The organism is Citrobacter sp. RHBSTW-00944 (assembly GCF_013615435.1).
In the GTDB taxonomy this organism is placed as follows: domain Bacteria; phylum Pseudomonadota; class Gammaproteobacteria; order Enterobacterales; family Enterobacteriaceae; genus Citrobacter; species Citrobacter braakii.
Genome location: NZ_CP055418.1, coordinates 4,751,150 through 4,777,397, shown reverse-complemented (window position 1 = coordinate 4,777,397; position 26,248 = coordinate 4,751,150). Strand labels below are relative to the sequence as shown.

The 26,248-nt window shown below is 52.4% G+C and carries 27 protein-coding genes, 1 pseudogene and 1 riboswitch; of the genes and pseudogenes, 11 read left to right on the top strand and 17 right to left on the bottom strand.

Annotated features, from left to right (window positions below; all coding sequences use genetic code 11):
• Nucleotides 1-42: 42 nt before the first annotated feature.
• Nucleotides 43-226, bottom strand: a riboswitch (M-box (ykoK) riboswitch).
• 411 nt (nt 227-637) lie between these two features.
• From HV334_RS23250 to HV334_RS23240, 3 genes are read left to right on the top strand one after another with little or no spacing between them, the layout of a single operon-like run.
• Complete coding sequence (locus HV334_RS23250; protein ID WP_181220953.1) at nt 638-1,705, top strand: HlyD family efflux transporter periplasmic adaptor subunit; 1,068 nt, start codon at nt 638-640, stop codon at nt 1,703-1,705.
• Entirely contained in the window at nt 1,702-4,449 is a 2,748-nt protein-coding gene (gene rbbA, locus HV334_RS23245) for a ribosome-associated ATPase/putative transporter RbbA (RefSeq protein ID WP_181220952.1), read from the top strand. Before HV334_RS23250 ends, rbbA begins: the two co-directional genes overlap by 4 nt.
• Nucleotides 4,449-5,573, top strand: a complete 1,125-nt coding sequence (locus HV334_RS23240; protein WP_016157684.1) for an ABC transporter permease — start codon at nt 4,449-4,451, stop codon at nt 5,571-5,573. Before rbbA ends, HV334_RS23240 begins: the two co-directional genes overlap by 1 nt.
• A gap of 79 nt (nt 5,574-5,652) precedes the next feature.
• Here HV334_RS23240 and nikR read toward each other — a convergent pair whose 3' ends face one another.
• The 3 genes and pseudogenes from nikR to HV334_RS23230 all read right to left on the bottom strand — a co-directional run bounded on the left by nikR (nt 5,653) and on the right by HV334_RS23230 (nt 7,006).
• The gene (nikR, locus tag HV334_RS23235) at nt 5,653-6,054 is read right to left on the bottom strand and encodes a nickel-responsive transcriptional regulator NikR (RefSeq protein WP_005121550.1); all 402 of its coding nucleotides are present in this window, start codon (nt 6,052-6,054) and stop codon (nt 5,653-5,655) included.
• 14 nt (nt 6,055-6,068) lie between these two features.
• Nucleotides 6,069-6,149, bottom strand: a pseudogene (gene nikE / locus HV334_RS25420) (nickel import ATP-binding protein NikE); the annotation flags it as partial.
• The gene (locus tag HV334_RS23230; protein ID WP_181220951.1) at nt 6,146-7,006 is read right to left on the bottom strand and encodes a LysR family transcriptional regulator; all 861 of its coding nucleotides are present in this window, start codon (nt 7,004-7,006) and stop codon (nt 6,146-6,148) included. The gene HV334_RS23230 and the pseudogene nikE, both read right to left, overlap by 4 nt.
• A 99-nt stretch (nt 7,007-7,105) precedes the next feature.
• Between HV334_RS23230 and HV334_RS23225 the strand changes: the two genes are divergently transcribed.
• Nucleotides 7,106-7,612: a phenolic acid decarboxylase gene (locus HV334_RS23225; RefSeq protein ID WP_181220950.1), complete on the top strand. Its 507-nt coding sequence runs from the start codon at nt 7,106-7,108 to the stop codon at nt 7,610-7,612.
• On the opposite strand, the gene acpT is transcribed toward HV334_RS23225, so the two are convergent.
• Together acpT and HV334_RS23215 are read right to left on the bottom strand one after the other, a co-directional pair.
• Nucleotides 7,604-8,194: a 4'-phosphopantetheinyl transferase AcpT gene (acpT, locus tag HV334_RS23220; RefSeq protein WP_181220949.1), complete on the bottom strand. Its 591-nt coding sequence runs from the start codon at nt 8,192-8,194 to the stop codon at nt 7,604-7,606. The two genes, HV334_RS23225 and acpT, sit on opposite strands and share 9 nt — an antisense overlap.
• 62 nt (nt 8,195-8,256) lie before the next feature.
• Nucleotides 8,257-9,306 carry an AI-2E family transporter gene (locus HV334_RS23215; protein WP_047501404.1) on the bottom strand — a complete coding sequence of 350 codons (1,050 nt, stop codon included), beginning with the start codon at nt 9,304-9,306 and terminating at the stop codon, nt 8,257-8,259.
• Between the two features lie 133 nt (nt 9,307-9,439).
• Between HV334_RS23215 and HV334_RS23210 the strand changes: the two genes are divergently transcribed.
• Nucleotides 9,440-10,657, top strand: a complete 1,218-nt coding sequence (locus HV334_RS23210; RefSeq protein WP_047358184.1) for an MFS transporter — start codon at nt 9,440-9,442, stop codon at nt 10,655-10,657.
• Nucleotides 10,658-10,660: 3 nt separating this feature from the next.
• On the opposite strand, the gene HV334_RS23205 is transcribed toward HV334_RS23210, so the two are convergent.
• Nucleotides 10,661-11,218 (bottom strand): DcrB family lipoprotein, encoded by a 558-nt coding sequence (locus HV334_RS23205; RefSeq protein ID WP_016154847.1) that lies wholly within the window; start codon nt 11,216-11,218, stop codon nt 10,661-10,663.
• Between the two features lie 72 nt (nt 11,219-11,290).
• Nucleotides 11,291-11,956 carry a 7-cyano-7-deazaguanine/7-aminomethyl-7-deazaguanine transporter gene (locus HV334_RS23200; RefSeq protein WP_019078120.1) on the bottom strand — a complete coding sequence of 222 codons (666 nt, stop codon included), beginning with the start codon at nt 11,954-11,956 and terminating at the stop codon, nt 11,291-11,293.
• A 168-nt stretch (nt 11,957-12,124) separates the two neighbouring features.
• Here HV334_RS23200 and tusA point away from each other — a divergent pair, with 168 nt between their 5' ends.
• Complete coding sequence (gene tusA, locus HV334_RS23195; RefSeq protein WP_003827551.1) at nt 12,125-12,370, top strand: sulfurtransferase TusA; 246 nt, start codon at nt 12,125-12,127, stop codon at nt 12,368-12,370.
• A 46-nt stretch (nt 12,371-12,416) separates the two neighbouring features.
• Here the strand turns inward: tusA and zntA are convergent, their stop codons facing one another.
• Nucleotides 12,417-14,615: a Zn(II)/Cd(II)/Pb(II) translocating P-type ATPase ZntA gene (zntA, locus tag HV334_RS23190; protein ID WP_181220948.1), complete on the bottom strand. Its 2,199-nt coding sequence runs from the start codon at nt 14,613-14,615 to the stop codon at nt 12,417-12,419.
• A 74-nt stretch (nt 14,616-14,689) separates the two neighbouring features.
• The gene (locus tag HV334_RS23185) at nt 14,690-15,316 is read right to left on the bottom strand and encodes a lysoplasmalogenase (RefSeq protein WP_016154844.1); all 627 of its coding nucleotides are present in this window, start codon (nt 15,314-15,316) and stop codon (nt 14,690-14,692) included.
• A 141-nt stretch (nt 15,317-15,457) separates the two neighbouring features.
• Here HV334_RS23185 and HV334_RS23180 point away from each other — a divergent pair, with 141 nt between their 5' ends.
• The gene (locus HV334_RS23180) at nt 15,458-15,832 is read left to right on the top strand and encodes a DUF2500 domain-containing protein (protein ID WP_016154843.1); all 375 of its coding nucleotides are present in this window, start codon (nt 15,458-15,460) and stop codon (nt 15,830-15,832) included.
• Nucleotides 15,833-15,916: 84 nt separating this feature from the next.
• On the opposite strand, the gene HV334_RS23175 is transcribed toward HV334_RS23180, so the two are convergent.
• Together HV334_RS23175 and rsmD are read right to left on the bottom strand one after the other, a co-directional pair.
• Nucleotides 15,917-16,192, bottom strand: coding sequence for a DUF1145 family protein (locus tag HV334_RS23175; RefSeq protein WP_016154842.1), 276 nt, complete (start codon nt 16,190-16,192; stop codon nt 15,917-15,919).
• Entirely contained in the window at nt 16,182-16,778 is a 597-nt protein-coding gene (rsmD, locus tag HV334_RS23170; RefSeq protein ID WP_016157666.1) for a 16S rRNA (guanine(966)-N(2))-methyltransferase, read from the bottom strand. The genes HV334_RS23175 and rsmD overlap by 11 nt, the downstream gene beginning before the upstream one ends.
• Nucleotides 16,779-17,054: 276 nt before the next feature.
• Between rsmD and ftsY the strand changes: the two genes are divergently transcribed.
• The 4 genes from ftsY (at nt 17,055) to rpoH (ending at nt 21,413) form a co-directional block, all read left to right on the top strand.
• Nucleotides 17,055-18,581, top strand: coding sequence for a signal recognition particle-docking protein FtsY (gene ftsY / locus HV334_RS23165; protein WP_181220947.1), 1,527 nt, complete (start codon nt 17,055-17,057; stop codon nt 18,579-18,581).
• Between the two features lie 2 nt (nt 18,582-18,583).
• Nucleotides 18,584-19,252 carry a cell division ATP-binding protein FtsE gene (ftsE, locus tag HV334_RS23160; protein ID WP_003023420.1) on the top strand — a complete coding sequence of 223 codons (669 nt, stop codon included), beginning with the start codon at nt 18,584-18,586 and terminating at the stop codon, nt 19,250-19,252.
• On the top strand, nt 19,245-20,303 hold the full coding sequence (gene ftsX / locus HV334_RS23155; protein ID WP_016154839.1) for a permease-like cell division protein FtsX: 1,059 nt from the start codon (nt 19,245-19,247) through the stop codon (nt 20,301-20,303). The genes ftsE and ftsX overlap by 8 nt, the downstream gene beginning before the upstream one ends.
• A 255-nt stretch (nt 20,304-20,558) precedes the next feature.
• Nucleotides 20,559-21,413 carry an RNA polymerase sigma factor RpoH gene (rpoH, locus tag HV334_RS23150; protein ID WP_005121585.1) on the top strand — a complete coding sequence of 285 codons (855 nt, stop codon included), beginning with the start codon at nt 20,559-20,561 and terminating at the stop codon, nt 21,411-21,413.
• A gap of 235 nt (nt 21,414-21,648) precedes the next feature.
• On the opposite strand, the gene dapA is transcribed toward rpoH, so the two are convergent.
• The 6 genes from dapA to HV334_RS23120 are packed head-to-tail and all read right to left on the bottom strand — an operon-like array spanning nt 21,649 to nt 25,963.
• Complete coding sequence (dapA, locus tag HV334_RS23145; RefSeq protein WP_181220946.1) at nt 21,649-22,539, bottom strand: 4-hydroxy-tetrahydrodipicolinate synthase; 891 nt, start codon at nt 22,537-22,539, stop codon at nt 21,649-21,651.
• Nucleotides 22,539-23,459, bottom strand: a complete 921-nt coding sequence (locus tag HV334_RS23140; protein ID WP_103766959.1) for a phosphoglycerate dehydrogenase — start codon at nt 23,457-23,459, stop codon at nt 22,539-22,541. Before HV334_RS23140 ends, dapA begins: the two co-directional genes overlap by 1 nt.
• A 1-nt stretch (nt 23,460) precedes the next feature.
• Nucleotides 23,461-24,315 (bottom strand): PTS system mannose/fructose/sorbose family transporter subunit IID, encoded by an 855-nt coding sequence (locus tag HV334_RS23135; RefSeq protein WP_052138036.1) that lies wholly within the window; start codon nt 24,313-24,315, stop codon nt 23,461-23,463.
• Entirely contained in the window at nt 24,308-25,054 is a 747-nt protein-coding gene (locus HV334_RS23130) for a PTS sugar transporter subunit IIC (protein WP_047501416.1), read from the bottom strand. The genes HV334_RS23135 and HV334_RS23130 overlap by 8 nt, the downstream gene beginning before the upstream one ends.
• A 15-nt stretch (nt 25,055-25,069) precedes the next feature.
• Nucleotides 25,070-25,555: a PTS sugar transporter subunit IIB gene (locus HV334_RS23125; RefSeq protein ID WP_103766958.1), complete on the bottom strand. Its 486-nt coding sequence runs from the start codon at nt 25,553-25,555 to the stop codon at nt 25,070-25,072.
• Between the two features lie 6 nt (nt 25,556-25,561).
• Nucleotides 25,562-25,963 (bottom strand): PTS sugar transporter subunit IIA, encoded by a 402-nt coding sequence (locus tag HV334_RS23120; RefSeq protein WP_047501419.1) that lies wholly within the window; start codon nt 25,961-25,963, stop codon nt 25,562-25,564.
• Nucleotides 25,964-26,248: the final 285 nt, after the last annotated feature.

The following is a 26,248-nucleotide window of genomic DNA, read 5'->3' as shown; positions in this document are numbered from 1 at the left end:
ATAAAAATCTCTCATAGGGGCGAACAAGACAGGGTTAGCGCAGGCGGATCCCTACGTCCTGGTTTTAGCACTGAACAACGTATCTGCCCGATGGTGAAATCGTCAGAAGTTACCTTGGCAACACCTTGATTCGATGGATGCCTGTATTTCCCTGAGTGGCCTCTCTCGATACCAGCAGGGCGGTAACTTGTATTTGTACAGGAGCCTCGCCATAACGAGATCGGTAAATGAGCCACTATTATAGCGATATCTAATTATTGATTATGTTTATAGTTGTGAATGTTTATCAATCGTTGATATACGAAATATTCCCTGTGCCAGAGCGCGATAGGGCTGAAGTGGAAACTACAACCGAATAGACATATTGAATCCAGGTGTTAGTATTCAATAGATAGCAGTTATGAGTATGCGTGTTTCATTTCCGGCCAGGAACGCTGATGATGACAATATTACTACCCGATTTCACAGCATTTTCGTCATTCACTTCCTGCGCGGCGCAGGTTGCCTTAGCGCCTGTCCGCTCTCTGGCCATGGTTTCTTATTCCTTCTCATCCCGGATGGAATCTCCCGCTGAATAGCTATTCAGTGGGCTTTGTGACACGCATCGTTTGATAACAGGGATTACGGCGGGTCGAATATGGATAAGTTTAAGCTTCATGTGATGTGGTGGGGGGCGGGCATCCTGGTCGTGGTGGCCGCGATAGCATGGTGGATGCTCCGCCCTGCCGGAATACCGGAGGGGTTCGCAGCCAGCAACGGCAGAATTGAAGCCACCGAAGTGGATATTGCTACCAAGATTGCCGGGCGAATTGACACGATCCTTGTGTCGGAAGGGCAGTTCGTTCGTCAGGGCGAGGTGTTGGCGAAAATGGATACTCGCGTGCTGCAGGAGCAGCGGCTGGAAGCGATCGCGCAAATCAAAGAGGCCGAAAGCGCGGTGGCGGCGGCGCGAGCGCTGCTGGAACAGCGGCAAAGTGAAATGCGCGCCGCGCAGTCGGTAGTAAAACAGCGCGAGGCGGAGCTGCAGTCGGTTTCTAAACGCCACGTGCGTTCCCGTTCGCTATCCCAGCGTGGGGCCGTGTCTGAGCAACAACTGGATGACGATCGGGCCGCGGCAGAAAGCGCACGTGCGGCGCTGGAATCCGCAAAGGCGCAGGTCTCAGCGGCAAAAGCCGCAATTGAAGCCGCTCGCACCAGCATCATTCAGGCGCAAACCCGCGTAGAAGCCGCGCAGGCCACCGAACGTCGTATTGCGGCCGATATTGATGACAGCGAGCTGAAAGCCCCGCGCGATGGTCGCGTGCAGTACCGCGTTGCTGAACCGGGTGAGGTGCTTTCTGCGGGTGGGCGCGTCCTGAATATGGTCGATCTCAGCGATGTCTACATGACGTTCTTCTTGCCTACCGAACAGGCTGGCTTACTGAAGATTGGCGGCGAAGCGCGCCTGGTGCTGGATGCCGCACCGGATCTGCGTGTTCCGGCGACCATCAGCTTTGTGGCAAGCGTCGCGCAGTTCACACCGAAAACGGTTGAAACCAGCGATGAGCGGCTGAAGCTGATGTTCCGTGTTAAAGCGCGTATTCCGCCAGAGCTGTTGCAGCAGCATCTCGAGTACGTGAAAACCGGTCTGCCGGGCATGGCGTGGGTGCGTGTCGATGAAAATCGAGCCTGGCCTGACGACCTGATGGTGAGGTTGCCGCAATGACGCATCTGGCGCTGGTTCCCGTTCCTCCCGTGGCGCACCTTGACGGCGTGAGTCAGCATTACGGGAAAACGGTAGCGCTGAACAATATCACGCTGGATATCCCCGCCCGCTGTATGGTGGGGCTGATTGGCCCGGATGGCGTCGGAAAATCAAGCCTGCTGTCGCTCATCTCCGGCGCGCGTGTCATTGAACACGGTAACGTGATGGTGCTGGGCGGCGATATGCGCGACCCGAAACATCGCCGGGATGTCTGCCCGCGCATTGCCTGGATGCCGCAGGGGCTGGGGAAAAACCTGTACCACACGCTGTCGGTGTATGAGAACGTCGATTTCTTTGCCCGGCTGTTTGGCCATGACAAAGCGGAGCGCGAAGCGCGGATTACCGAGCTGCTGAACAGCACCGGACTGGCGCCGTTTCGCGATCGTCCGGCCGGGAAACTCTCGGGTGGGATGAAGCAAAAGCTGGGGCTGTGCTGCGCGTTGATCCATGACCCGGAACTGTTAATTCTCGATGAACCTACCACCGGGGTCGACCCGCTGTCCCGCGCCCAGTTCTGGGATCTGATTAACAGCATTCGCCAGCGGCAGACCAACATGAGCGTGCTGGTTGCGACCGCCTACATGGAAGAAGCCGAGCGCTTTGACTGGCTGGTGGCGATGAACGCCGGGGAGGTGCTGGCCACCGGGAGCGCGCAGCAGCTACGCAAAAAAACCAACTCCGACACGCTGGAGCAGGCGTTTATCGCGCTGTTACCCGAAGCCCAGCGTCAGGCGCATAAGCCAGTGGTGATCCCGCCGTATCACGCTGAGCAGGAAGAGATTGCCATCGAGGCGAAAGATCTGACCATGCGCTTCGGCAAGTTCGTGGCCGTTGACCACGTTAACTTTCGTATTCCGCGCGGGGAAATCTTCGGTTTTCTCGGCTCCAACGGCTGCGGTAAATCCACCACCATGAAAATGCTCACCGGGCTGCTACCCGCAAGTGAAGGTGAGGCGTGGCTGTTTGGGCAAGCGGTTGACCCGAAGAATATCGATACCCGTCGCCGGGTAGGCTATATGTCGCAGGCGTTTTCGCTCTACAGCGAGCTGACCGTACGGCAAAACCTCGAGCTACACGCGCGGTTGTTCCATATCCCCGAAGCAGAAATCCCGGGGCGGGTACAAGAGATGAGTCAGCGCTTTTCGCTGACCGATGTCGAAGACGCGTTGCCCGGCGCGCTGCCGTTGGGGATCCGTCAACGCCTGTCGCTGGCGGTGGCGGTGATCCATCGCCCGGAGATGCTCATTCTCGATGAACCAACCTCCGGGGTCGATCCGGTGGCGAGAGACATGTTCTGGCAACTGATGGTCGATCTGTCGCGTCAGGATAAAGTGACCATTTTTATCTCCACCCATTTTATGAACGAAGCGGAGCGCTGCGACCGCATGTCGCTGATGCACGCCGGAAAAGTCCTGGCCAGCGGTACGCCGCAGGAGCTGGTGAAACAGCGTGGTGCCGCCAGTCTGGAAGAGGCGTTTATCTCCTGGTTACAGGAAGCGGCAGGTCCTGCGCCGGAGGCTCAGTTACCGCCAGCCAATGTCACATCAGTGCATGAAAACAGTCAGCCGCCGCGCCAGGGATTTAGCCTGCGGCGCTTGTTCAGCTACAGCCGCCGCGAAGCGCTGGAGCTGCGACGTGACCCGGTACGTTCAACGCTGGCGCTGATGGGCACGGTGATCCTGATGCTGATCATGGGCTACGGCATCAGCATGGATGTGGAAAACCTGCGTTTTTCGGTGCTCGATCGTGATCAGACAGTCAGCAGCCAGGCGTGGACGCTGAATCTGGCGGGATCGCGCTATTTTATCGAGCAGCCGCCGCTCACCAGCTATGACGAGCTGGACAAACGGATGCGCTCGGGCGAAGTCGCGGTAGCCATAGAGATCCCGCCAAATTTTGGCCGCGATATCGCGCGTGGAACGCCGGTGAAGATTGGCGTCTGGGTCGATGGCGCAATGCCGAGCCGTGCGGAAACGGTCAGAGGCTACGTGCAGGCGATGCACCAGACCTGGCTGCAGGATGTGATGGCGCGTCAGCCAAATACCAGCGGGCAAAACGGACTGATGACCATTGAAACTCGCTATCGTTACAACCCGGATGTGAAAAGCCTGCCAGCGATTGTTCCGGCGGTGATCCCGCTGCTGTTGATGATGATCCCCTCCATGCTCAGCGCTCTGAGCGTGGTGCGTGAGAAAGAGCTGGGGTCGATTATCAACCTGTACGTGACGCCCACTACCCGCAGCGAGTTTTTACTCGGCAAACAGTTGCCTTACATCGTGCTGGGCATGCTGAACTTCCTGCTGCTGTGCGCGCTGTCGGTGTTTGTATTCGGCGTCCCGCATAAGGGGAGTTTTGTGACCCTGACGCTGGCCGCGCTGCTGTACGTCACCATTGCCACCGGGCTGGGATTGTTAATTTCCACGTTTATGAAAAGTCAGATCGCCGCCATTTTTGGTACGGCGATTATTACGCTGATCCCGGCGACGCAGTTTTCCGGGATGATCGACCCGGTCGCCTCGCTGGAAGGGCCGGGACGGTGGATTGGCGAAATTTACCCGACCAGCCATTTTCTGACCATCGCGCGCGGGACGTTCTCTAAAGCGCTGGATCTGACCGATCTCTGGCCGCTGTTTATTCCACTGGCGGTAGCCATTCCAGTGGTCATTGGTCTGAGCGTATTGCTGCTGAAAAAACAGGAGGGGTGATGCGCCGATTACGGAATATTTATAACCTCGGCATCAAAGAGTTACGCAGCCTGCTGGGTGACAAAGCGATGCTGACGCTGATCGTCTTCGCCTTCACGGTCTCGGTTTACTCTTCCGCGACCGTTCTGCCAGGGTCGCTGCACCTGGCGCCGATTGCCATTGCCGATATGGACCAGTCGCAGTTGTCGAATCGCATTGTGAACAGTTTTTATCGTCCGTGGTTTTTACCGCCGGAGATGATTACCGCCGATGAGATGGATGCCGGGCTGGATGCCGGGCGCTATACCTTCGCCGTGAACATTCCGCCGGATTTTCAGCGCGATGTACTGGCCGGGCGGCAGCCGGATATTCAGGTTAACGTCGATGCCACGCGGATGAGCCAGGCCTTTACCGGCAACAGCTATATCCAGAATATCATCAGTGGCGAGGTGAACAGCTTTGTGTCGCGTTACCGCGATAACAGCGAGCTGCCGGTGGCGCTGGAAATGCGTATGCGCTTTAACCCTAATCTGGAACCCGCCCGCTTTGGCGCGGTGATGGCGATTATCAACAACATCACCATGCTGGCGATTGTGCTTACCGGGTCGGCGCTGATTCGCGAGCGTGAACATGGGACCATTGAGCACCTGCTGGTGATGCCGGTGACGCCGTTTGAAATCATGATGGCAAAAATCTGGTCGATGGGGCTGGTGGTGCTGGTGGTTTCCGGTCTGTCGTTGATGCTGATGGTAAAAGGTGTGCTTGGCGTACCGATTGAAGGCTCGATACCGCTGTTTATGCTGGGAGTGGCGCTGAGCCTGTTCGCCACCACATCAATCGGCATTTTTATGGGCACGCTGGCGCGCTCCATGCCACAACTGGGGCTGCTGATGATTCTGGTACTGCTGCCGTTACAGATGCTCTCCGGCGGCTCTACACCGCGTGAAAGCATGCCGCAGGCGGTACAGGACATTATGCTGACGATGCCGACTACCCATTTTGTTAGCCTTGCGCAGGCGATTCTTTACCGCGGCGCAGGATTTAACATTGTCTGGCCGCAGTTCCTGACGCTGCTGGCGATTGGCAGTACGTTCTTCGTGATAGCGCTGCTGCGTTTCAGAAAGACGATTGGCACGATGGCGTAAATATTATTGCCGGATGGCGGCTGCGCCTTATCCGGCCTACAAACGGGAGCGAATGTAGGCCGGGCAACAAAACAAGCAATTACTCTTCTTTCGGCAGGCACTGCAGATGACCGTGGCGCACGCCGCGCTGGGAAATCACGTCATCGGCAAAATGCTGCACATCGCCCATGTCACCTTTTAGCACAGCGATTTCCAGACAGTCGTCATGGTTGATGTGCACGTGCAGCGTGGCGACTGATAAATCGTGGTGGTGATGTTGGGTGGAAACAATACGGCTCGCCAGGTCACGCTTCTCATGCTCATAAACATACGAGAGCACTGCGAATCCCTGAGTGCCGTGCTCCTGGGTGGTTTCCTGCGCCAGTGCGCCGCGCAGAATATCGCGGATCGCTTCGGAACGGTTGTTATAGCCACGGCGCTGGCTCAGGCTGTCGAGCGTTTCCAGTAAATCGTCATCGAGGGTAATGGTGACTCGTTGCATCTGCAATTAACCTTTCATGTGGCGCGTGGGCGCACAGGGAGTAAGGGGAATAGCGTATTTTGTAACACACGTCCGGCATCCGGGGAAAAGGTTAATGCTCTCGCAATAAACGCAGCAGAGTTCTTACCTGTTCATCCAGCGGCGCGAGCGTGTCTTTGACGATCAGATGCAGCGGGGTGGCACGGCGAGCGCCATGGCTTAACGGCAGCGGGCGTAATAGCCCCTGCTCAAGCTGCTGCTGAATTCGCTCCTCAGGCAACCAGCCGTAACCGACCTGATACATCACCGCCTCAATCGCGGCATCAATGGTCGAGAAGGTCCAGGCATCGCGCACCGCTTGCTGCGGGTTGTCGCGATCGGCAATGCGAATCAGCGGCCACGCGCGTAACGCGTCTTCATCCAGCGGCGCATCCAGCATGCAGAGCGGGTGATCGCGGTGGGCAACGGCCACGAAGTCAATATTCATCAGCCATTCGCCGCGGCCGGTGATATCCTGGCGTCGGGTCAGGACCATCACGTCCGCATCGGCATGCGCTGCCAGTCGATCGTCAGCATTCTCCAGCACTTCGGTCAAACGTACCTGCGTCTGCGGCCACGCCAGCTGAAACTGCTTGAGGATCGCGAACAGGCGTTTGCGTGGGAAGATGCTATCTACCATGAAATCCAGCCGCGTTCGCGTGCCGTTTTGCAATGTTGCTGCCCGGGTTTCCACCCATAAAAAGGCCTTCAGTAACGGTTTGACCTGGCCCAACAGTAGCTCTCCCGCAGGGGTTAATACCGCCCTGCGACCTTCCGGCGTCAGCAGCGTCACGCCAAGCCGCTCCTGCAGTAGCGCCAGATTGTAGCTCACCGAAGACTGGCTACGGTTGGTCTCTTCCGCAGCTTTCGCAAAGCTGCCCAGCTCCACGACTTTCTCCAGTAAGGCCCATTGCTCCAGCGTTGTCTTGTGCATAACTCATCTAAAAATTGAATGAATATGATGTAAACATAGCGTTATTCATCCAATTTTTGAAGCGGTAAGATCCTCGCATCAAGTAAGAGGAGAACGAATATGAGCACTTTTGATAAACATGATTTGAGCGGCTTTGTCGGCAAACATCTGGTCTATACCTACGATAATGGCTGGCATTACGAGATCTACGTGAAAAACGACACCACTCTGGATTACCGTATTCACAGCGGCATTGTGGGGAATCGTTGGGTGAAGGATCAGCGGGCGTACATTGTGCGGGTTGGCGAGAGTGTTTATAAAATTTCATGGACCGAACCGACCGGGACCGACGTCAGCCTGATCGTAAATCTGGGCGACAAACTCTTTCACGGCACCATCTTTTTCCCACGCTGGGTGATTAACAATCCGCAAAAAACGGTCTGTTTCCAGAATGACCATATTCCGCTGATGATGTCATATCGCGATGCGGGTCCGGCATATCCAACTGAGGTGATTGACGAGTTTGCGACCATCACCTTCGTGCGTGACTGTGGGGCGAATAATGACAGCGTTATTGCCTGTGCGGCCAATGAATTGCCGGAAAACTTCCCGGAAAATTTACGCTAAGGCTTCCAGACGCTGCACGGCGTCGGCGGTCAGGGTAAACGGCGTGGGGGTACACACCGCCAGGCTCAGGGTATCGAGCTGGCACTGGCTGACCGAGAGTGAGGAGGTTAGCACGGTGCTGTCGACGCTGACAATTTGCCAGGCGCTGCCGCCACGCTGTTTCACGATAGCTTCTTTACGCGTCCAGATGCGCCAGAACGCCGCCAGCTGTTGCTCCGGGTGTTCGGCCTCAACTTCGGCATGTTCCCTGAGACTGAACACCGTATTTGCCAGCGTCTGCCAGTTATCGCGCGGGCGAACGACTTCAATATCACAGCCGACTTCCCCTTCGTCGCTGAGCAGCAGGGCAATATCATCACCGCTGTGGCTGAGATTGAACCACAGCGGTGTGTCGGCGGAAAAGGCCGGTTTTCCTTGCTCGCTGTAGACGATGTCCGGTAATGGCGAAAGAGTATGGGAAAGCAGCACGCGACCTGCCAGCCAGCGCGCACGACGAGCGCCTTGCGGGGCCTGCTCACGCAGTGCGGCAGGCAGTGCGCCAGCGCTTAAAACAGAAACTTTCCCAAGAACGATCCGGTACATATCAAGGCTAACCTTTAGTAATAATGGGGTTGTTTACCATTCTATACATGCTGTTTGCAAGTTTATCCAGGTAATCGGGTTTTGGGCCTGCCGGGTCCCAGCAAAATTGCCAGTTTGCTACCGCCAGTGGTGGTTTCCATCCAGATTTTACACACGCTGGTTAACGGCACGGAGAGCAGCATACCTACCGGACCAAGCAGCCATCCCCACACCAACAGAGAGAGAAACACGATTAGCGTCGATAATCCCAGCCGGTGCCCCATCATGCGGGGCTCAAGGATGTTGCCAATTACCATATGCACCACCAGAAACAGCGCCCCAACCAGCACACATTCGTAAACGCCGTTGAACAGCAGCGCCTGGATCATGGGTGGAACGGCGGAAATGACCGAGCCAATGTTGGGCACGTAGTTTAGCAGGAATGCCAGCACACCCCACATCAGAGCAAACTGAATCCCCATTAGCGCCAGTCCCAGCCAGACGATGGCACCGGTCCATAAGCTGAGCAACGTTTTCAGCGCCAGATAGTGAGAAACACCTTTCAGCGCCCGATGCAGCCCCGCAATATGGATTTGGGGGTTGTTCAGCGCAAAGCGCAGCTTATAGGGGACATGACGCACCTCAAACAACATAAAGACCACCGTCATCACCAGCAGAACGACGCTGGCCATGGCACCGGAAAGACTTGTCATCAGCGTGGTTGTGAAGGTCATCAGCTTGTCGGAGTCCATGCGCTGCAGCATGCGCTCCGGGGACATATGCAGATTCAGAAAAGGCACCATCTCTTGCAGATACAGAACCTTGCGCGTCAGCTCCTTGTTGTATTTTGGCAGCATGGCCATGAATTCAGTGATGGACGATGCCAGAACGCCGATTAACGCCGTAAGAACGATCAGCATCACCACCACGACTAACGTTATCGCGACCGGCCGACGTACACCCCGGCGAATAAACCAGATGACCAGCGGATTCAATACAATGGCAAAAAAAAGGGCCAGCAGAAGCTGTACGATGATATCTGCCGCGGCATGAATACCCGCGAGGATCACCACCAGAGCGGCCAGTTTGAGCAGAATGTGCAAACCCGTTTTATCGGGCTGGGCGGTTGTCATGTCGTCTTCCTGTTTGCGTTTTTGCATTAAGTGTAGCGGCTGGCTTGCGACTGATATTCCGAAACTGACTACTGATTTCTGCCCGGCAACATGGTAGAAATGAAACACTGTTGTGAAAACGTGGTGATCCTCCATGCCCGAACCCGTCGCTGAACCGACGCTTAGCGGTTTACGCCTTAATCTGCGTATTGTCTCTGTGGTGATGTTTAACTTCGCCAGCTACCTGACCATTGGTCTGCCGCTCGCTGTATTGCCAGGCTATGTCCATGATGTGATGGGATTTAGCGCTTTTTGGGCAGGGCTGGTCATCAGCCTGCAATATTTTGCTACGCTGCTGAGCCGTCCACATGCTGGTCGCTATGCCGACCTGCTGGGGCCAAAGAAGATTGTGGTATTCGGACTGTGTGGCTGTTTTTTAAGTGGTCTGGGCTACTTCCTGGCGGGCTTCACGAATGGCTGGCCGCTGGCCAGCCTGCTGCTGTTATGCCTGGGGCGCGTGATTCTAGGGATCGGGCAAAGCTTTGCCGGGACTGGTTCTACGCTGTGGGGGGTTGGGGTCGTTGGTTCAATGCACATCGGACGGGTGATTTCGTGGAACGGCATCGTGACCTATGGCGCGATGGCGATAGGCGCTCCGCTGGGCGTTCTGTTTTATGCCTGGGGTGGCTTACAGGGACTGGCGCTGACCGTGATGGGCGTGGCGCTGTTGGCAATACTGCTGGCGCTCCCTCGTCCGGCGGTGAAGGCCAGCAAAGGCAAACCGTTGCCATTTCGCGCGGTGCTTGGGCGTGTCTGGTTGTACGGCATGGCGCTGGCCCTGGCCTCAGCCGGATTTGGCGTGATCGCCACTTTCATTACCCTGTTTTATGATGCCAAAGGCTGGGACGGTGCCGCTTTCGCGCTGACGCTTTTTAGCTGCACGTTTGTGGGGACCCGCCTGTTATTCCCAAATGGTATCAACCGGTTAGGTGGACTAAATGTGGCGATGATCTGCTTTAGCGTCGAGATTGTTGGGCTGCTGCTGGTGGGGATGGCTTCCATGCCGTGGATGGCGAAAAGCGGCGTCCTGCTGGCCGGTGCAGGGTTCTCGCTGGTGTTCCCGGCGCTGGGCGTGGTGGCGGTAAAAGCCGTCCCGCAGCAAAATCAGGGCGCTGCGCTGGCGACGTATACGGTGTTTATGGATTTATCACTGGGAGTTACGGGGCCGCTGGCCGGGCTGGTCATGACCTGGGCGGGCGTGCCGGTTATCTATCTGGCGGCGGCAGGGCTGGTGGCGGTGGCGTTATTGCTGACCTGGCGATTAAAAAAACGGCCTCAGGTGGTGTCACCGGAGGCCGAGTCATCGTCTTAACCGTTACTGGATAACCAGCGTGTTAATGATGTTTTCTGCGGTAGTCTGCGCTTTTTGCTGATCGTCAGCAGGCAGCGTGATTTGCAGAGTCAGCAGTTGGTTATCGACTTTACCCAACACCACGGAAGAGTAAGCGGTCTGGCCTTTGGCCGAGATGATGCTGTCTAACTGCTGCAGCGTGTGGCCTTTCAGCTCAATAGATTTATTGGTGACGACCTGCAACTGCGGGTCGCGGCTACGCTGCTGATCTTCCAGGCGTTTTGCCAGCACAGCCAGGTCTTCGTTGGTATTGTCGCCAACAATCACAATCACCGCTTTCTGGCCGGTTGCGTCAGAATAAACGTGCATATTGTTCGCCTGGGTGCCCAGTTTGCCGCTCTGATCGGTCATATCCGCTGGCAGGGAAAAACTGAGTTTACCGTCCAACAGGCTGACCGGTTGTCCGGTGGCGCTACTTTCTGCGGCAGCACCCTCTGCTGGCGCTTTTGTATCGCTATTATCACAGGCCGCAAGCCCCATAACCAGCAGGCCAATACCGACATATTTAACCAGATTGCGCATTGACTTCTTCCTTTCGATAAACGGCCATAACGGCTCATTCGTCCATCTTATCACAACTCGGAAAATGAACCTTTAACTCGTCTGCAATGCAGAGATTTCGGATTTATCTGCCAGCCTTTTCAGTAACATATTCAGCAGCACGCCGTACATCGGCAGGAAGAAAATAATGCTGATCAGCACTTTGAAGCAGTAGTCAACCAGCGCGATTTCCATCCAGTGCTCGGCCATAAAGGCATCCGGGCTGCGCCAGAAAGCGATAAAGAAGAAGGCTAACGTATCGCTGATGTTGCCAAACAGCGTGGAAGCCGTTGGCGCCAGCCACCAGCGACGGTTCTGACGCAGGCGGTTAAAGACATGCACATCCAGAATTTGACCCAGCGCGTAAGCCATAAAGCTGGCGGCGGCGATACGGGCGACAAACAGATTAAAGTGCAGCAGTGCGCCGAATCCCTGCCACGATCCCATATAGAACAGTGATGAAACGACATAGGAGATCAGCAGCGCGGGGATCATTACCGCAAAGATGATACGTCGTGCCAACGGTGCGCCAAAAATACGCACGGTCAGATCGGTCGCGAGGAAAATAAACGGAAAGCTGAAAGCGCCCCATGTGGTATGGAAACCAAAAATGGAGATCGGTAGCTGCACCAGATAGTTGCTGGAGGTGATCACCAGCAGATGAAATAGCGATAGCCAAAACAACGCTTTTACGCGTTGAGATTGTGTAAACGGAGTCATATTGTGACCTTTTTGTTGGATGGGGTGAGGGAACCCAATAAAAAACCGTCGCATGATACTGCTTTAATAGCACATTGCAATGGTTGTTTTTCACGCAATCGTTAACCTGATTGGCTTACGCCACAACAGAGCGTAAAATAACGCCGTTTTTGAATGAACGAGACTACGATGAGCGATCTGTTTACCTCTCCCGACCATACTCTTGATGCCCAGGGGCTGCGCTGCCCGGAACCCGTAATGATGGTGCGTAAAACCGTGCGCGGCATGCAAGCGGGTGAAACGCTGCTGATTGTCGCCGACGATCCGGCGACAACCCGTGACATTCCTGGCTTCTGTACCTTTATGGAGCATGAGCTGGTGGCAAAAGAGACCGACTCTCTGCCGTACCGCTATCTGGTGCGCAAAGGCCAGTAATCTCAGCCGGATGGCGCTAATGCAACTGCCGTCCGGCACAGACGCATTATCCTTTACGTAGTAACCGCAGCGCGTTAGCGGTCACCAGTACCGTCGCCCCCGTATCTGCCAGCACCGCCAGCCACAATCCGGTTATCCCGAGCAGGGTGGTGACGAGGAAAATCCCCTTCAGGCCTAGCGCAATCGCAATGTTCTGGCGAATATTGGCGTGGGTGGCGCGGGCTAACTGAATCATTTGCACCAGACCACGCAGGCGGTTGTGGGTCAGGGCGGCATCGGCGGTTTCCAGCGCGACATCGGTCCCGCTTCCCATCGCAATGCCAATGGTGGCTGCTTTCATTGCCGGAGCGTCGTTGATGCCGTCGCCGACCATCGCCAGCGGCGACTGTTGGTTAAGATGGGTAACGGCCTGTACTTTATCTTCCGGTAATAGACCCGCTTTGAATTCGAGACCCAATTCACTGGCAATAGCTGCCGCCGCTCGCGGGTTATCACCCGTCAGGATCACCCCTTTCACGCCAATCTGATTAAGCTCGCTGATGGCGCTACGGGCGTCGTCGCGCAGCGTGTCCTGTAGGGCCAGCACGCCGAGAACGGCATCGTTACGCAGCACCAGCACCACCGTTTGACCCGCGCTTTCCAGCTCGCTTATCTGCCCGGCAAAAGCATCGGCAGGCTGCTTACCGGCGGCGCAAATCAGCACGCGTTCACCGTTGACCAGTGCTTCAATGCCAGAGCCAACCAGCGCCCGCTGATCTTTTGCGACAGGGATAGTCAGTTCGCGCGTTTGGGCTTCCCGAACAATCGCCTGCGCCAGCGGGTGCGTCGCGCCTTGCTCTACTGCTGCCGCCAGCGCCAGCAGTTCTGCCTCGCCAATACCGCTTGCCGGGTGAATCGCCGTGACGCGCGGTTTACCGATGGTCAGGGTGCCGGTTTTATCAAACGCGACCTGCGTTACCCTACCCAACTGCTCCAGCGCGGCCCCGCCTTTGATTAACGCGCCACGACGCGCCGCGGCGGCAAGGCCAGAGGTAATGGCTGCGGGTGTGGAAATCACCAGCGCACATGGGCAGCCAATCAGCAGCAGCGTCAGCCCTTTATAAATCCACTCCTGCCAGGATGCGGCAAACAGCAGCGGTGGTACAAGGGTGACCAACAACGCAACCGCCATAATGGCTGGGGTGTAAATCCGGCTGAAACGGTCAATAAAGCGCTCAATGGGGGCGCGGCGTTCTTCCGCTTCTTCAATCAATTTCAGAATACGGTCAATGGCGCTGGCACCCGGTTCGGAGAGTACTTCCAGCGTTACCAGACGGTCCACGCTGGTGGCGCCCGCCGGGACTTTCTCGCCGGTGGCGCGCTCAACCGGTATCGATTCGCCGGTCAGGGCGCTTTCATCAAAGCTGGCAAACCCGGAGACCAGCTTGCCATCGGCAGGTAAACGCCCACCCGCGGCAACCTCGATAACATCGCCTGGCTGGAGAGTATTGATAGCAACCTCTTCGCGCTCGCCGTTACGCAGGCGCGTGGCGGTTTCCGGCTTGAGCGCCATCAGTGCGCTGACCCCTTTACGGGCGCGGCTGGCGGCCCATCCTTCCAGGCGTTCGCCAATTAAAAACAGCAGTAGCACCATGGCGGCTTCTGCCGTCGCGCCGATAAACAGTGCGCCAATGGCGGCCACGCTCATCAACGTTTCAATGGCAAAGTAGCTGCCGGTTTTCATCAGACGCAGGGCCTGACGGGCAATGGGATACAGACCTACCAGCGTGGTGGCGATAAATGCTATCTGGCCAAAGGGGTGATTGAACTGCTCCAGCCCCCAGCTAATCGCCATCATGATAATCAGCGAAATCAGCGGCAGGTTCTCTTTAAACCGCGACTCGGGGGCGGCGTCTGGCGCTTGCTCATCGCGCAGGGTATAGCCTGCATTTTGCACTGCGCTTTCAACTTGCAGGCGGATATCGGAACCCGCGTCGACTACCAGTTTTTCGGTGGCGAACAGAACCTGGACCTGGTTGACGCCGTTGACCTGGCGGACCGCATTCTCCACTTTTCGGGCGCAGGCTGCACAGTCCATGCCTGCCACTTTCCAGGAGTAGCGGGTACCCATTACGGTACCGGATACGGGTGGTGGGGTGGAGCAACTTCCTTCGCAGCAGCAGTCGTCAGCCTTTTGTGGCGCAGGCGCTAGCTTGAAAGAAGAAAATTGTGGGGCTTTTTTGCCACTGGAATCGGGTGTCGACATGGCATCCTCCGGTTGATAATCATTTCATATTAACCGGAGGATACACTCTGGAGTCGACTCCAGAGTCAAGCGTTTTAAAGATACAACGAACGAACAATCAGGAAATGTCCGGCGAAGTAGCAGGCGGCAGCAATTGCGTTATCGGCGCGAAAGCGGCGACGGTAATGGCTACCCAGCCAGACAATGTTGCCGATGAACAGGAGTGATGCGCCCATAAAGGCCGACAGCGCCGGAGCGGTCGGGCGGAAAAACCACAGCTCACCAGCCATCCAGACCATCATCAGCGTGATACCAATAAAGGTACAGATAGCGATGCGTAGCTCTTCAAGTCGCGTCCAGATCACGGCAATCAGCAACGCCCCCAGCACCACCAGCACCAACGGCAAAGGCCAGAAGAACGACAGCGTCATTTGGCTGGCGAAGTAAATGGTATACAGCAGATGCGACAGGAAGAATGCCCCCACGGCATACAAAAGGCGTTGGCGCGGTAACAGCGTCAGCGCATCGCCCAGCAGCGAGGCAAGCAGGCCAGCCAGCACCAGATAGCTGACAGCATTAAACATTGGCGCCTGCCAGGCCAGCAGCGCCAGCAGGAGTAAGGTTAGGGGTTTAAAGACCCAGCGTTGCCAGGCGGGCCCACGATAGGAAGCATCCACGAACAACCATGCGGAAAGGCAGACAGCGATAAACGACCAAAGCATCTTAGTTCCTTGAATTCGTTATTTTTTCGTAAGCGGGGTGCTCACGGCTCTACTGTTCAGTGTAGAGGTCGACCCTGCCAGATGACAACACCATAACAGGCAATGTATGCTTATTTCCGCATTTTCTGATGGGTTAATAATATGAGCAAACCACCACTTTTTTTCATTGTTATCATTGTATTAATCGTTGTTGCTGCGTCGTTTCGCTTCGTTCAGCAGCGGCGTGAAAAAGCCGATAATGATACTGCGCCGTTAGTGCAAAAGCAGGTGGTGGTGAGTAACAAACGGGAAAAACCGCTTAACGATCGGCGATCCCGCCAGCAGGAAGTGAGCCCGGCGGGGACCAGCATGCGCTATGAAGTCAGTTTTAAGCCACAAAGTGGCGGCTTCGAGCAGACGTTTCGTCTGGATGCCCAGCAGTACCATGCGTTAACGGTCGGGGATAAGGGAACGCTGAGTTATAAAGGTTCGCGTTTTGTTGATTTTACAGTGAACGCTAAGGTTTCATCTGACTGATGCCGGATTGCGGCTTACGCTTTGTCCGGCCTGGAGATTTTGTCGCCCCGGCCTGCTAAGCGCCGCCGGGCGAAAAGATCACAGTTACTTTTTCAACTGATCTTTAATCTTCTTCTGCCAAACCAGTAACTCAAAGACGCCGAACAGAAAAATACGGATTTTCTCTCCGCGGGTCATCTGCGGGCCATCTTTAGGCATGGTGCTTTTTAACAGCGCCAGTTGCATGCCATGCATCAGCACCATAAAAATCAGTGCGACGTTAACGAAGATGTTAAGCGGGCGTGGAAAGGGTTGGAAAATATTGAGTAGTAAAAATGCCCAGACGCACAACATCAGCAGGCGTCCCAGGTTAATCAGCATCGTGTTCTCCTCGTGCTTCACGTTGGTAAAGGCGATAGGCGACCTGTCCGGCGACTTTTTCGCGGTACAGCGACCAGTTCACCGGAACCGGCGGCAAACCGTTTTCTACTTCGCTTTCAACGTAAATATACGCTTCATTTGCCAGCCAGCCATGAGTTTCCAGAAGAGTTAATGTTTCTTCCAGTAATCCTTTGCGAAACGGGGGGTCAACAAACACCACGTTATGCGGCGTACCCGTCTGGGCCAAAAATGTCAGGGTATTGGTGTTGACGACCCGGGCATGGGGGGCTTTCAGCGTGGCGAGATTGTTTTGTAGCTGCTGTGATACCGCGCGATCCATTTCCAGAAGCGTCGCATTTGCCGCATAGCGAGAGAGGGCTTCCAGCCCCAGCGCGCCGCTGCCGGCGAAGCAGTCCAGGCAGTGAGCATCGACCATTACCGGGGCCAGCCAGTTAAATAAGGTTTCGCGTACGCGGTCGGTGGTTGGGCGCAGACCGGGACTATCCGGAACCGGGAGTTTACGGCCACGCCATTGACCACCAATAATGCGGATCTGGCCGCTACCAGAGTGATTCGGTTTTTTCATTTCAATTATTGCTCAATCCGCTGCTGACGTGTCATTCCAGGCGGTGATGTGAGTTAAGTTAACCCGTCGCCTTTCAAGTTACCTCTTCGTTGGCTGCACTTTCTCACCCAAATCACTTACTAAAAGTAAGCTCATCGGGATTCGTGCGCTTGCCGCCTTGACGTAACTCGAAATTCATCGGGTATAAGTGATAGACTATTTCATCATTTTTTTAGCTGCTATGTACATAGCGTTGACGCTGTGCCATGAAGCAACAGCGGGGGAGTGTAGTCGCAAATGGCGAAAGAGAAAAAACGTGGCTTTTTTTCCTGGCTGGGCTTTGGTCAAAAAGAGCAGGCACCGGAAAACGAGACAGAATTAAAAAACGAAGAACAACAACCGGTTGCTGAAGAAACTACCGTCGTTGACGAACAGCCGCGCGCCGAGGAAACCCGTAGCGAGGCGGAAACGGAAGCTTTTGCAGCTGAAGTTGTTGAAGTGACTGAACAGGTTGCGGAAATCGAAAAACTGCAGCCGGAAGCAGAACCTGTTGCCGAACAATCGCAGCCGGAGATTGAGCTGGTTGCTGAACCTGCAGCTGAACCCGTTGTGGAAACGCCAGCAGCGACGGTTATCGAACGCGAAGAATTGCCGCTGCCGGAAGAGGTGAACACCGAAGAGGTTTCTGCCGAAGAGTGGCAGGCCGAAGCGGAAACCGTGGAAATCGTTGAGGCGGTTGAAGAGGAAGCCGAAAACGAACCGCACCTGACTGATGAAGAACTGGAAGCGCAGGCGCTGGCGGCTGAGGCAGCTGAAGAAGCCGTGATGGTGGTGCCGGTAGAAGAACCTGCCGTAGAAGCACCGACAGAAGAAGAGGGAGTCCAGGAGCAGGAAAAACCAACGAAAGAAGGTTTCTTTGCGCGTCTGAAACGCAGCCTCCTGAAAACAAAAGAAAACCTTGGTTCCGGATTTATCAGTCTGTTCCGTGGTAAAAAGATCGACGATGATCTGTTTGAAGAGCTGGAAGAGCAACTGCTGATCGCCGACGTGGGCGTAGAAACGACCCGCAAGATTATTGCGAATCTGACGGAAGGTGCCAGCCGTAAGCAGCTCAAAGACGCGGAAGCGCTGTACGGCCTGCTGAAAGAAGAGATGGGCGAGATTCTGGCGAAGGTGGAAGAACCGCTGAATGTTGATGGCAAGACGCCGTTTGTTATCTTAATGGTTGGCGTCAACGGCGTGGGTAAAACCACCACTATCGGAAAGCTGGCGCGTCAGTTTGAGCAGCAGGGTAAATCGGTGATGCTGGCGGCGGGCGATACCTTCCGTGCGGCGGCGGTAGAGCAGCTGCAGGTCTGGGGTCAGCGTAACAACATCCCGGTGATTGCTCAGCATACCGGCGCGGATTCCGCGTCCGTCATCTTTGATGCCATCCAGGCGGCGAAGGCGCGTAATGTAGATGTGCTGATCGCTGATACCGCAGGGCGTTTGCAGAACAAATCGCACCTGATGGAAGAATTGAAAAAAATCGTTCGCGTCATGAAGAAGCTCGACGAAGATGCGCCGCATGAAGTTATGCTGACTATCGACGCCAGCACCGGGCAGAATGCGATAAGCCAGGCCAAACTGTTCCATGAAGCGGTGGGCTTAACCGGTATCACCCTGACTAAGCTGGACGGTACAGCGAAGGGCGGGGTCATCTTCTCGGTTGCCGATCAGTTTGGCATCCCTATCCGCTATATCGGTGTGGGCGAACGTATCGAGGATTTACGTCCGTTTAAGGCGGACGATTTTATAGAGGCACTTTTTGCCCGAGAGGATTAACAATGATTCGCTTTGAACATGTCAGCAAGGCCTATCTCGGTGGGAGACAAGCGCTGCAGGGAGTTACCTTCCATATGCAGCCTGGCGAGATGGCATTTCTGACCGGCCACTCCGGCGCGGGGAAAAGTACCCTGCTGAAGCTGATTTGTGGAATTGAACGGCCCAGCGCCGGGAAAATCTACTTCAGCGGGCATGACATCAGCCGTTTGAAAAACCGTGAAGTGCCGTTTCTGCGTCGTCAGATTGGCATGATTTTTCAGGATCACCACCTGTTGATGGACAGAACCGTGTTTGACAACGTGGCAATCCCGCTGATCATCGCGGGCGCCAGCGGGGACGATATTCGTCGTCGCGTGTCAGCGGCGCTGGATAAGGTCGGACTGTTGGACAAAGCGAAAAACTTCCCTATTCAGCTCTCCGGCGGTGAACAACAGCGCGTGGGCATCGCCCGTGCGGTGGTGAACAAACCGGCGGTATTGCTGGCGGATGAACCAACAGGGAACCTGGATGACGCGTTGTCGGAAGGGATCCTTCGCCTGTTTGAAGAGTTTAACCGCGTCGGGGTCACGGTATTAATGGCCACGCACGATATTGGCCTGATCTCCCGTCGCTCCTATCGCCAAATGGTTCTGAGCGATGGACATCTGCATGGAGGCCTGGCCCATGAATAGACGTGACGCTATTAATCAAATCAAACAGTTCGGTGGCCGACTGGATCGCTTCCGTAAATCGGGCGGCGCGCCGGGAGATGGCGGTCGTAACGCGCCAAAGCGGGCGAAAGCCGCGCCAAAGCCGAACTCGCGTAAAACCAATGTCTTTAACGAGCAGGTACGCTACGCGTTCCAGGGCGCGTTACAGGACCTGAAAAGCAAGCCGCTGGCGACGTTCCTGACGGTGATGGTTATTGCCATCTCCCTGACGCTGCCAAGCGTATGCTACATGGTTTATAAGAACGTCGACCATGCGGCAAGCCAGTATTATCCTTCTCCGCAGATCACCGTTTACCTGCAAAAAACGCTGGATGATGATGCAGCGGCGCGGGTGGTTGGTCAGTTGCAGGCCGAGCAGGGCGTTGAGAAAGTGAATTACCTTTCCCGCGATGACGCGCTGGGCGAATTCCGTAACTGGTCCGGCTTTGGCGGCGCGCTGGATATGCTGGAAGAGAACCCGCTACCGGCCGTGGCGGTAGTTATCCCGAAACTGGACTTCCAGGGCACGGAGTCGCTGAACACGCTGCGCGACCGTATCGCACAAATCAACGGTATTGATGAAGTGCGCATGGATGACAGTTGGTTTGCCCGTCTGGCGGCTCTGACGGGCCTTGTCGGACGCGTCTCCGCGATGATTGGCGTGCTGATGGTAGCGGCGGTCTTCCTCGTCATCGGTAACAGTGTGCGCCTGAGTATTTTTGCGCGTCGCGATACCATTAACGTGCAGAAACTGATTGGCGCGACGGATGGGTTTATCCTGCGTCCGTTCCTCTACGGCGGTGCGCTGCTCGGTTTTTCCGGCGCATTTCTTTCACTGATTTTGTCAGAAATTTTGGTGATGCGCCTGTCGTCAGCGGTTACTGAGGTGGCACAGGTTTTTGGAACTAAGTTTGATATCAACGGCTTATCATTCGACGAATGCCTGTTATTGCTGCTGGTGTGCTCGATGATTGGCTGGGTGGCAGCCTGGCTTGCCACGGTTCAACATTTACGCCACTTTACCCCCGATTAAAAAATCTCTGGTATAATCTTTCCCTGCACTGAGTAGTTCGCTCTGCAGGGAAAGAGTCCCTGTTATCTCTTCCCAGCGTATTCATTGTGATGTCACATTTTGTGCGTAATCTATACACATTACGACATGGAACTTGTGGATAAAATCACTGTCTGATAAAAGATTGAATGATATTCTCGTTGCTCATAAGCTCTGGCATGGTTGTTGCTATTGGTTTTAGCCAACCCGTCAGATGAAAAGATTGAGAGGATTTGAATGACCAAAGAAATGCAAAATTTAGCTTTAGCCCCTGTTGGTAACCTGGAATCTTACATCCGGGCTGCGAACGCGTGGCCGATGTTGTCGGCTGACGAGGAGCGGCTACTTGCTGAAAAGCTGCATTACCAGGGCGATCTGGAAGCAGCTAAAACGCTGATCCTGTCTCACCTGCGCTTTGTTGTTCATGTTGCTCGTAATTATGCGGGCTATGGCCTGCCGCAGGCGGATCTGATTCAGGAAGGCAATATCGGCCTGATGAAAGCCGTGCGCCGTTTCAACCCGGAAGTGGGTGTGCGCCTGGTTTCTTTCGCCGTGCACTGGATCAAAGCTGAGATCCACGAATACGTTCTGCGTAACTGGCGTATCGTAAAAGTCGCGACCACCAAAGCGCAGCGTAAGCTGTTCTTTAACCTGCGTAAAACCAAGCAGCGTCTGGGCTGGTTCAATCAGGACGAAGTTGAAATGGTTGCTCGTGAGCTGGGTGTTTCCAGCAAAGACGTGCGCGAAATGGAATCCCGTATGGCGGCGCAGGACATGACGTTTGACATGTCTTCAGACGACGAGTCTGACAGCCAGCCGATGGCGCCGGTTCTGTATCTGCAGGATAAATCATCTAACTTTGCCGACGGCATTGAAGAAGATAACTGGGAAGATCAGGCCGCGAATAAACTGACCCACGCAATGGAGGGTCTGGACGAACGTAGCCAGGACATCATTCGCGCCCGTTGGCTGGACGAAGACAACAAGTCGACGTTGCAGGAACTGGCCGATCGCTACGGCGTCTCTGCTGAACGTGTTCGTCAGCTTGAAAAGAACGCCATGAAAAAACTGCGTGCGGCGATCGAAGCGTAATCACGCCGTTTAACGCATTGCCCCTATAACCCCTGGATGCCCATTCGGGGGTTTTTTATGTCTGATTGATACTCCAAACTGCTATCACGCTTTCCTCTGCCAGGTTTGCTTTTGCCTCTCTGGTGTTGTGGGGGAGCCGAAGTGATTGATGCCCCTGCGCCTGACAAGGTGACATGTTTGCCCGGTTTCTGGGCAAACATGTCACCTTAATGCAGCCGAATACTGTCGGTATAACTTATTGTGGCAGGAGATTATAGGTTGCCAGCATCTCTTTGATATCCTGAGTGATGATTTCATTCGGCATATGTATTGGTCTTCTGGTAATGCCTGCGGTGATCCCCATTAAGTTAAGAGCCTCTTTCATTACTGCAGGTGCGGTCATTTTCTTAATGTTCATACGCAGCGCATCGATCTTATTACGCTCTTCCTGTGCTTGATCCAACTGCCCCGCGATAAAGTAGTTATACAAATCTACTTCAATCTTCGGTAAAACATTTGATGTGGCTGCGACGCTGGCAACTGAACCTTCTTTAAATGCATCAAGCATCAGCGAATCTGAACCGTTCAATACTTTAAAATTTTTGTGTTTTGAAATCTCAAGGTACTGTTTTTGTACTTCAAATTTTCCACTGCTATCTTTGATTGCCACGATATTATCGATATCAGCCAGGCGATTCGCTGTTTCGTATTCAATACTTAGGCCCGTTTGCCCTGGGAGATTGTATAGAATAATAGGTGCTGCTGTGCTGGCCGCAATATCATAGTAATGTTTATATAAATCTTCCTGATTAGGCACCAGATAGTAGGGGGTTACAACTGAAATGTAATCTGCGCCAGCATCAACGAGTCGTTGAGTCAGAGCAATAGTTTGCTGTGTGCTACAGCAACCGGCACCGGCGCAAATAGTTACGTCATCACCCACTTCATCAACGACTGCTTTGGTGAGTTCTACTTTTTCATCATCTGATAACAGATGAAATTCACCGTTGGTGCCACAAATAAATAATCCATGAACACCATTGTTGACTAACCAGCGAGCCATCTTTCTTGCTGCCGGGATATCCATTTTTTCCGTTTCATCAAATGGTGTCACCATCGCAGTAATAATTCCCTTAAGTTCTTTCATTATCTTTTCTCCAGTTCGTTGGTAACATTTTTAATCGAGATTTGAATTGTGTTAAGATCTGCTTCCTGAGTAAACGAAGCCGCATGTGGCGTGATCGAGTAATTCATGAGTTGTTTTGTTTCTTCTTTTCGTTCTTTAAGTTCAATATCTTCACTAGCAAAAGAAATTTTATGAGTAATTAAAGCATTGTATAAACTATTTTCATCAATCAAACCGCCTCGTGCAGTATTTATCAATATTGCGGAAGGTTTCATTTTTTCGAATGCGTGCTGATCAATCATGTGCCTGGTGCTATCTAGTAAAGGCAAATGAAGCGAGATAACATCACTGAGCTGATACACCTCATCTAACTCTTTAAAGTTTATATACGGAAAAACCTGACTCTGATTGATATAAGGGTCGTATGCAATGATCTCCATACCCATAGCGTTAGCGATGTGGGCTACATGTTTGCCAATAGCACCAAGGCCAATCAGCCCTAATGTCTTTTTATGTAACTCAGTACCCACCAATCTTACATCATTACTGCATTTAGCCTGTTGTTCGATTTCAACATACTTTCTGGCACTGGATAGCATCATTAGAATAGCCATTTCTGCTACCGATACAGAATTGGCGTTGAGTGCTTTATGCACCACAATATTTCTGCTGTTCGCATACTCAACGTTAATATTATCTAAACCAACACCATATTTTGAGATTACTTTTAGTTTTTTCGCACAATCTATAACGTCTTGATCTAAAGGGTCGTTGCCTGTAATAATAGCATCGGCATCTTTAATTTTTACCATCAACTCTTCTTTACTAAAACGTCCGCCGCTCGTATTACATTCGACGATATAACCTGCTGCCTGTAATTCATCCAGATATTTTTGCCCCTTACTAAGAAAGGGCCTTGGCGTTATAAGTATTTTTTTCATATTACAATAAACCGAAGAATGAAAAAATAAGGCTTAAAGAGAGGATTGCTACCAGTATTCTTAGGAAATGCGGTCCACACTTCTGGATGTATATATAAATACCGAGAACCGCAACCAGGGGGAGTAAGTTAGGCACAATTTTGTCTAACATGTCCTGCAGGACAATAGTATTCCCCCCACCAGTAGTAATATGTAGCGGTGTCTTAATCTTTACATAAGTGGCAGAAAGCGCCCCCATCATCAACAGGCCGAACATACCTGCGCCTTCAATAATTTTATGGATACTGCCAGAGTGGAGTATCTCTAAAATTGACTCTTTCCCCTTTTTATAGCCAATATTAAGTGCAAATCGGCTAGCGAAGAACATATAGACAACTTGATAGATCAATGGCAGTAACGCGGCTAATACGTACCCTTGCAATACAAAAGGAATACATACCCCAATAACAATAGGTCGCAATGTGCCAAAATCTAGCGTATCCCCGATACCTGAGACTGGACCCATTAGCCCCGTTTTTAAACTGGTCACTAATTGGGTTGTGGCTGTTCGCTGTTCTTCCGGTTCCTGGGATGCTTTTTCTTCTAGTGCGATAGTGATGCCGTTTACCACTGAGCCCCAGTTAGCTTGTGTGTTAAACATCGTCAAATGGCGCTGTAACGCTTTTGAAAGATCCCTCTTATTCGGGTATAGCTTAGCTAAAATCCCTGTCATTGAATTACAAAAGGCTAGAGCCTGTAACCGTTCAAAATTTAATGATGTTTCTGAGAAAGCATGCCATTTTAACCAGACAATCTGCACATCTCTATTCGTAATTGGTGAGCTTTCGGCTTCCTTTAAGTCGATATTATTAGCCATTTTGTGTTCCTTTCGCAGTTTTTGATTGCATGTATAAGAGAACAGCACATAAACCAAAAATGGATATCCCTATGGTGTTTAGCCCTGAATATGTGACCAAGAAGAAACCAATGATGAATAACGGGATGTATTGTTTTTTACCGATCACAATGATAGTGATAGCAAAACCTAATGCTGGAAGAATATTACCAGCGATAGCTAAGCCGTTGGTGGTCCAGGAGGGTAACAGTTTGACAAATGAGGAAATAGCATCTGGGCCATACAAACAGGCAACGAAAACAGGAACGAAGCGCATAGGGAAGGCCAACAGAATAGGATAGATAGTTGCTACCCGCTGAATCCCTTTGATATCTGCTTTTTCGGCATAGCGATCGGCCATATGAACAAATGTGGTATTAACCGTTTTACGAACGTTTTCGAGGACAACCCCTAATAAACCTATTGGGATTGCCAACGAAATCGCTATTTCAGGTTTTATCCCCGCAGTAAGAGCAATAGGTATAGCGATGCAGGAGGCCAATCCCTCATCTGCTGGCGGGTTCCCACCAGGAGCAATACTACCTATATAGATCATCTGTAATGTCGCACCGACTGATAATGCAGTCGGCATATCATCAAAGATAATTCCCATAATGGGGGCAATAGATAACGGCATGCGCATGATTGAAAAGCCATACCATACCTTCGCTTGTGATATCCAATAAACTAAACCAATCAATATTGCTGTAGAAACGCCCATAAGTTCCTCTCCTTTTTAAGGTAACTTATTCTTTATTTTTTGCAGACTGGCTGGTTCTTCTTCTGGGATAGTCTGGAAATAAACTTTAATATTCCTGTCTTCTATGACTTGTAGTTTTTCTGCATCTTCTTTATTTATTGATATCTGATTAAAGACGATTTTTCTACCAGGGATGTTTTCTATGCCGCCTACTTGCAACTCTTCAAGTTCTAATCCGCCCTGAATAGTCTTTAATGCTGAATCAATAGATTTGAAAAGGATTAAAAGTTTGCCAGTATGGAAATTTTTCTCATTCCAGCGGGTTGTCGTTTCCTCAATGGATGTCATGATTACTTCGATGCCGCTGGGGGCCGCCATTTTATAAACTTCGGCTAAAAAAGGATCATTATATAATTCGTCATCAATAACAATTATTTTATCGGCGTTACTCCTTTTCAGCCATTTGGTGATAACCTGTCCATGAATTAGGCGATAATCAATGCGGGCATGTACTATACTCATACTCTATTATCCTTTATTAAATTGATAACTTTGAACCATATCTTTACCGGCATCATGAATACATTGAACATATTCTTCGATGGTGATTTCTTTATCGGAGTCTTGTAACATATTCGCTTCAAGCAGCATGGCAAGGTTTACGCCGCTAATACAATGAATAGGGTATTCTCTGGAGAGAACCGTCGCTACATTTGATGGTGTTCCACCATATATATCGGTAAGAATAACGGTTTTAATATTGGGTCTGAGTATTTTCCTTGTTTGCTCCATTAACGTTTCTGGTGACATCCCGATGATCAGAGAAATAGCCGTTGTATTTTTCGTTTTGCCAACAATCATTTCACTACTGTTTAATAACTCTTTACCTGCGTCACCATGTGTTAATATGATGATATCATAGAGATTCAATGGTTATCTTCCTTATATATAATCCATATGTTTGATTTATATTTTGTATGTAACAGATTCCGTTCTTGAGAGTGGTTTCTGTTCTTTGAATATATATTGTTTTATGGATTTTTAAACGTTACCAAGATCACATATTGAATGTATTGACTAATATGGCTATTTCTAGCGGATGCATATAACGCATAACAAAATAATATAATATTTGGTTTTTATAATTAATACTGTCATTTATATATATTCAACAATGCATCTTAATTAAAATTATATTTTATATCGATGATATAA

What these genes read in the sequence shown, in the direction of transcription:
- HV334_RS23250 (WP_181220953.1), top strand. Translation starts at nt 638, where the DNA reads ATGGATAAGTTTAAGCTTCATGTGATGTGGTGGGGGGCGGGCATCCTG.
- rbbA (WP_181220952.1), top strand. Translation starts at nt 1,702, where the DNA reads ATGACGCATCTGGCGCTGGTTCCCGTTCCTCCCGTGGCGCACCTTGAC.
- HV334_RS23240 (WP_016157684.1), top strand. Translation starts at nt 4,449, where the DNA reads ATGCGCCGATTACGGAATATTTATAACCTCGGCATCAAAGAGTTACGC.
- nikR (WP_005121550.1), bottom strand. Translation starts at nt 6,054, where the DNA reads ATGCAACGAGTCACCATTACCCTCGATGACGATTTACTGGAAACGCTC.
- HV334_RS23230 (WP_181220951.1), bottom strand. Translation starts at nt 7,006, where the DNA reads ATGCACAAGACAACGCTGGAGCAATGGGCCTTACTGGAGAAAGTCGTG.
- HV334_RS23225 (WP_181220950.1), top strand. Translation starts at nt 7,106, where the DNA reads ATGAGCACTTTTGATAAACATGATTTGAGCGGCTTTGTCGGCAAACAT.
- acpT (WP_181220949.1), bottom strand. Translation starts at nt 8,194, where the DNA reads ATGTACCGGATCGTTCTTGGGAAAGTTTCTGTTTTAAGCGCTGGCGCA.
- HV334_RS23215 (WP_047501404.1), bottom strand. Translation starts at nt 9,306, where the DNA reads ATGACAACCGCCCAGCCCGATAAAACGGGTTTGCACATTCTGCTCAAA.
- HV334_RS23210 (WP_047358184.1), top strand. Translation starts at nt 9,440, where the DNA reads ATGCCCGAACCCGTCGCTGAACCGACGCTTAGCGGTTTACGCCTTAAT.
- HV334_RS23205 (WP_016154847.1), bottom strand. Translation starts at nt 11,218, where the DNA reads ATGCGCAATCTGGTTAAATATGTCGGTATTGGCCTGCTGGTTATGGGG.
- HV334_RS23200 (WP_019078120.1), bottom strand. Translation starts at nt 11,956, where the DNA reads ATGACTCCGTTTACACAATCTCAACGCGTAAAAGCGTTGTTTTGGCTA.
- tusA (WP_003827551.1), top strand. Translation starts at nt 12,125, where the DNA reads ATGAGCGATCTGTTTACCTCTCCCGACCATACTCTTGATGCCCAGGGG.
- zntA (WP_181220948.1), bottom strand. Translation starts at nt 14,615, where the DNA reads ATGTCGACACCCGATTCCAGTGGCAAAAAAGCCCCACAATTTTCTTCT.
- HV334_RS23185 (WP_016154844.1), bottom strand. Translation starts at nt 15,316, where the DNA reads ATGCTTTGGTCGTTTATCGCTGTCTGCCTTTCCGCATGGTTGTTCGTG.
- HV334_RS23180 (WP_016154843.1), top strand. Translation starts at nt 15,458, where the DNA reads ATGAGCAAACCACCACTTTTTTTCATTGTTATCATTGTATTAATCGTT.
- HV334_RS23175 (WP_016154842.1), bottom strand. Translation starts at nt 16,192, where the DNA reads ATGCTGATTAACCTGGGACGCCTGCTGATGTTGTGCGTCTGGGCATTT.
- rsmD (WP_016157666.1), bottom strand. Translation starts at nt 16,778, where the DNA reads ATGAAAAAACCGAATCACTCTGGTAGCGGCCAGATCCGCATTATTGGT.
- ftsY (WP_181220947.1), top strand. Translation starts at nt 17,055, where the DNA reads ATGGCGAAAGAGAAAAAACGTGGCTTTTTTTCCTGGCTGGGCTTTGGT.
- ftsE (WP_003023420.1), top strand. Translation starts at nt 18,584, where the DNA reads ATGATTCGCTTTGAACATGTCAGCAAGGCCTATCTCGGTGGGAGACAA.
- ftsX (WP_016154839.1), top strand. Translation starts at nt 19,245, where the DNA reads ATGAATAGACGTGACGCTATTAATCAAATCAAACAGTTCGGTGGCCGA.
- rpoH (WP_005121585.1), top strand. Translation starts at nt 20,559, where the DNA reads ATGACCAAAGAAATGCAAAATTTAGCTTTAGCCCCTGTTGGTAACCTG.
- dapA (WP_181220946.1), bottom strand. Translation starts at nt 22,539, where the DNA reads ATGAAAGAACTTAAGGGAATTATTACTGCGATGGTGACACCATTTGAT.
- HV334_RS23140 (WP_103766959.1), bottom strand. Translation starts at nt 23,459, where the DNA reads ATGAAAAAAATACTTATAACGCCAAGGCCCTTTCTTAGTAAGGGGCAA.
- HV334_RS23135 (WP_052138036.1), bottom strand. Translation starts at nt 24,315, where the DNA reads ATGGCTAATAATATCGACTTAAAGGAAGCCGAAAGCTCACCAATTACG.
- HV334_RS23130 (WP_047501416.1), bottom strand. Translation starts at nt 25,054, where the DNA reads ATGGGCGTTTCTACAGCAATATTGATTGGTTTAGTTTATTGGATATCA.
- HV334_RS23125 (WP_103766958.1), bottom strand. Translation starts at nt 25,555, where the DNA reads ATGAGTATAGTACATGCCCGCATTGATTATCGCCTAATTCATGGACAG.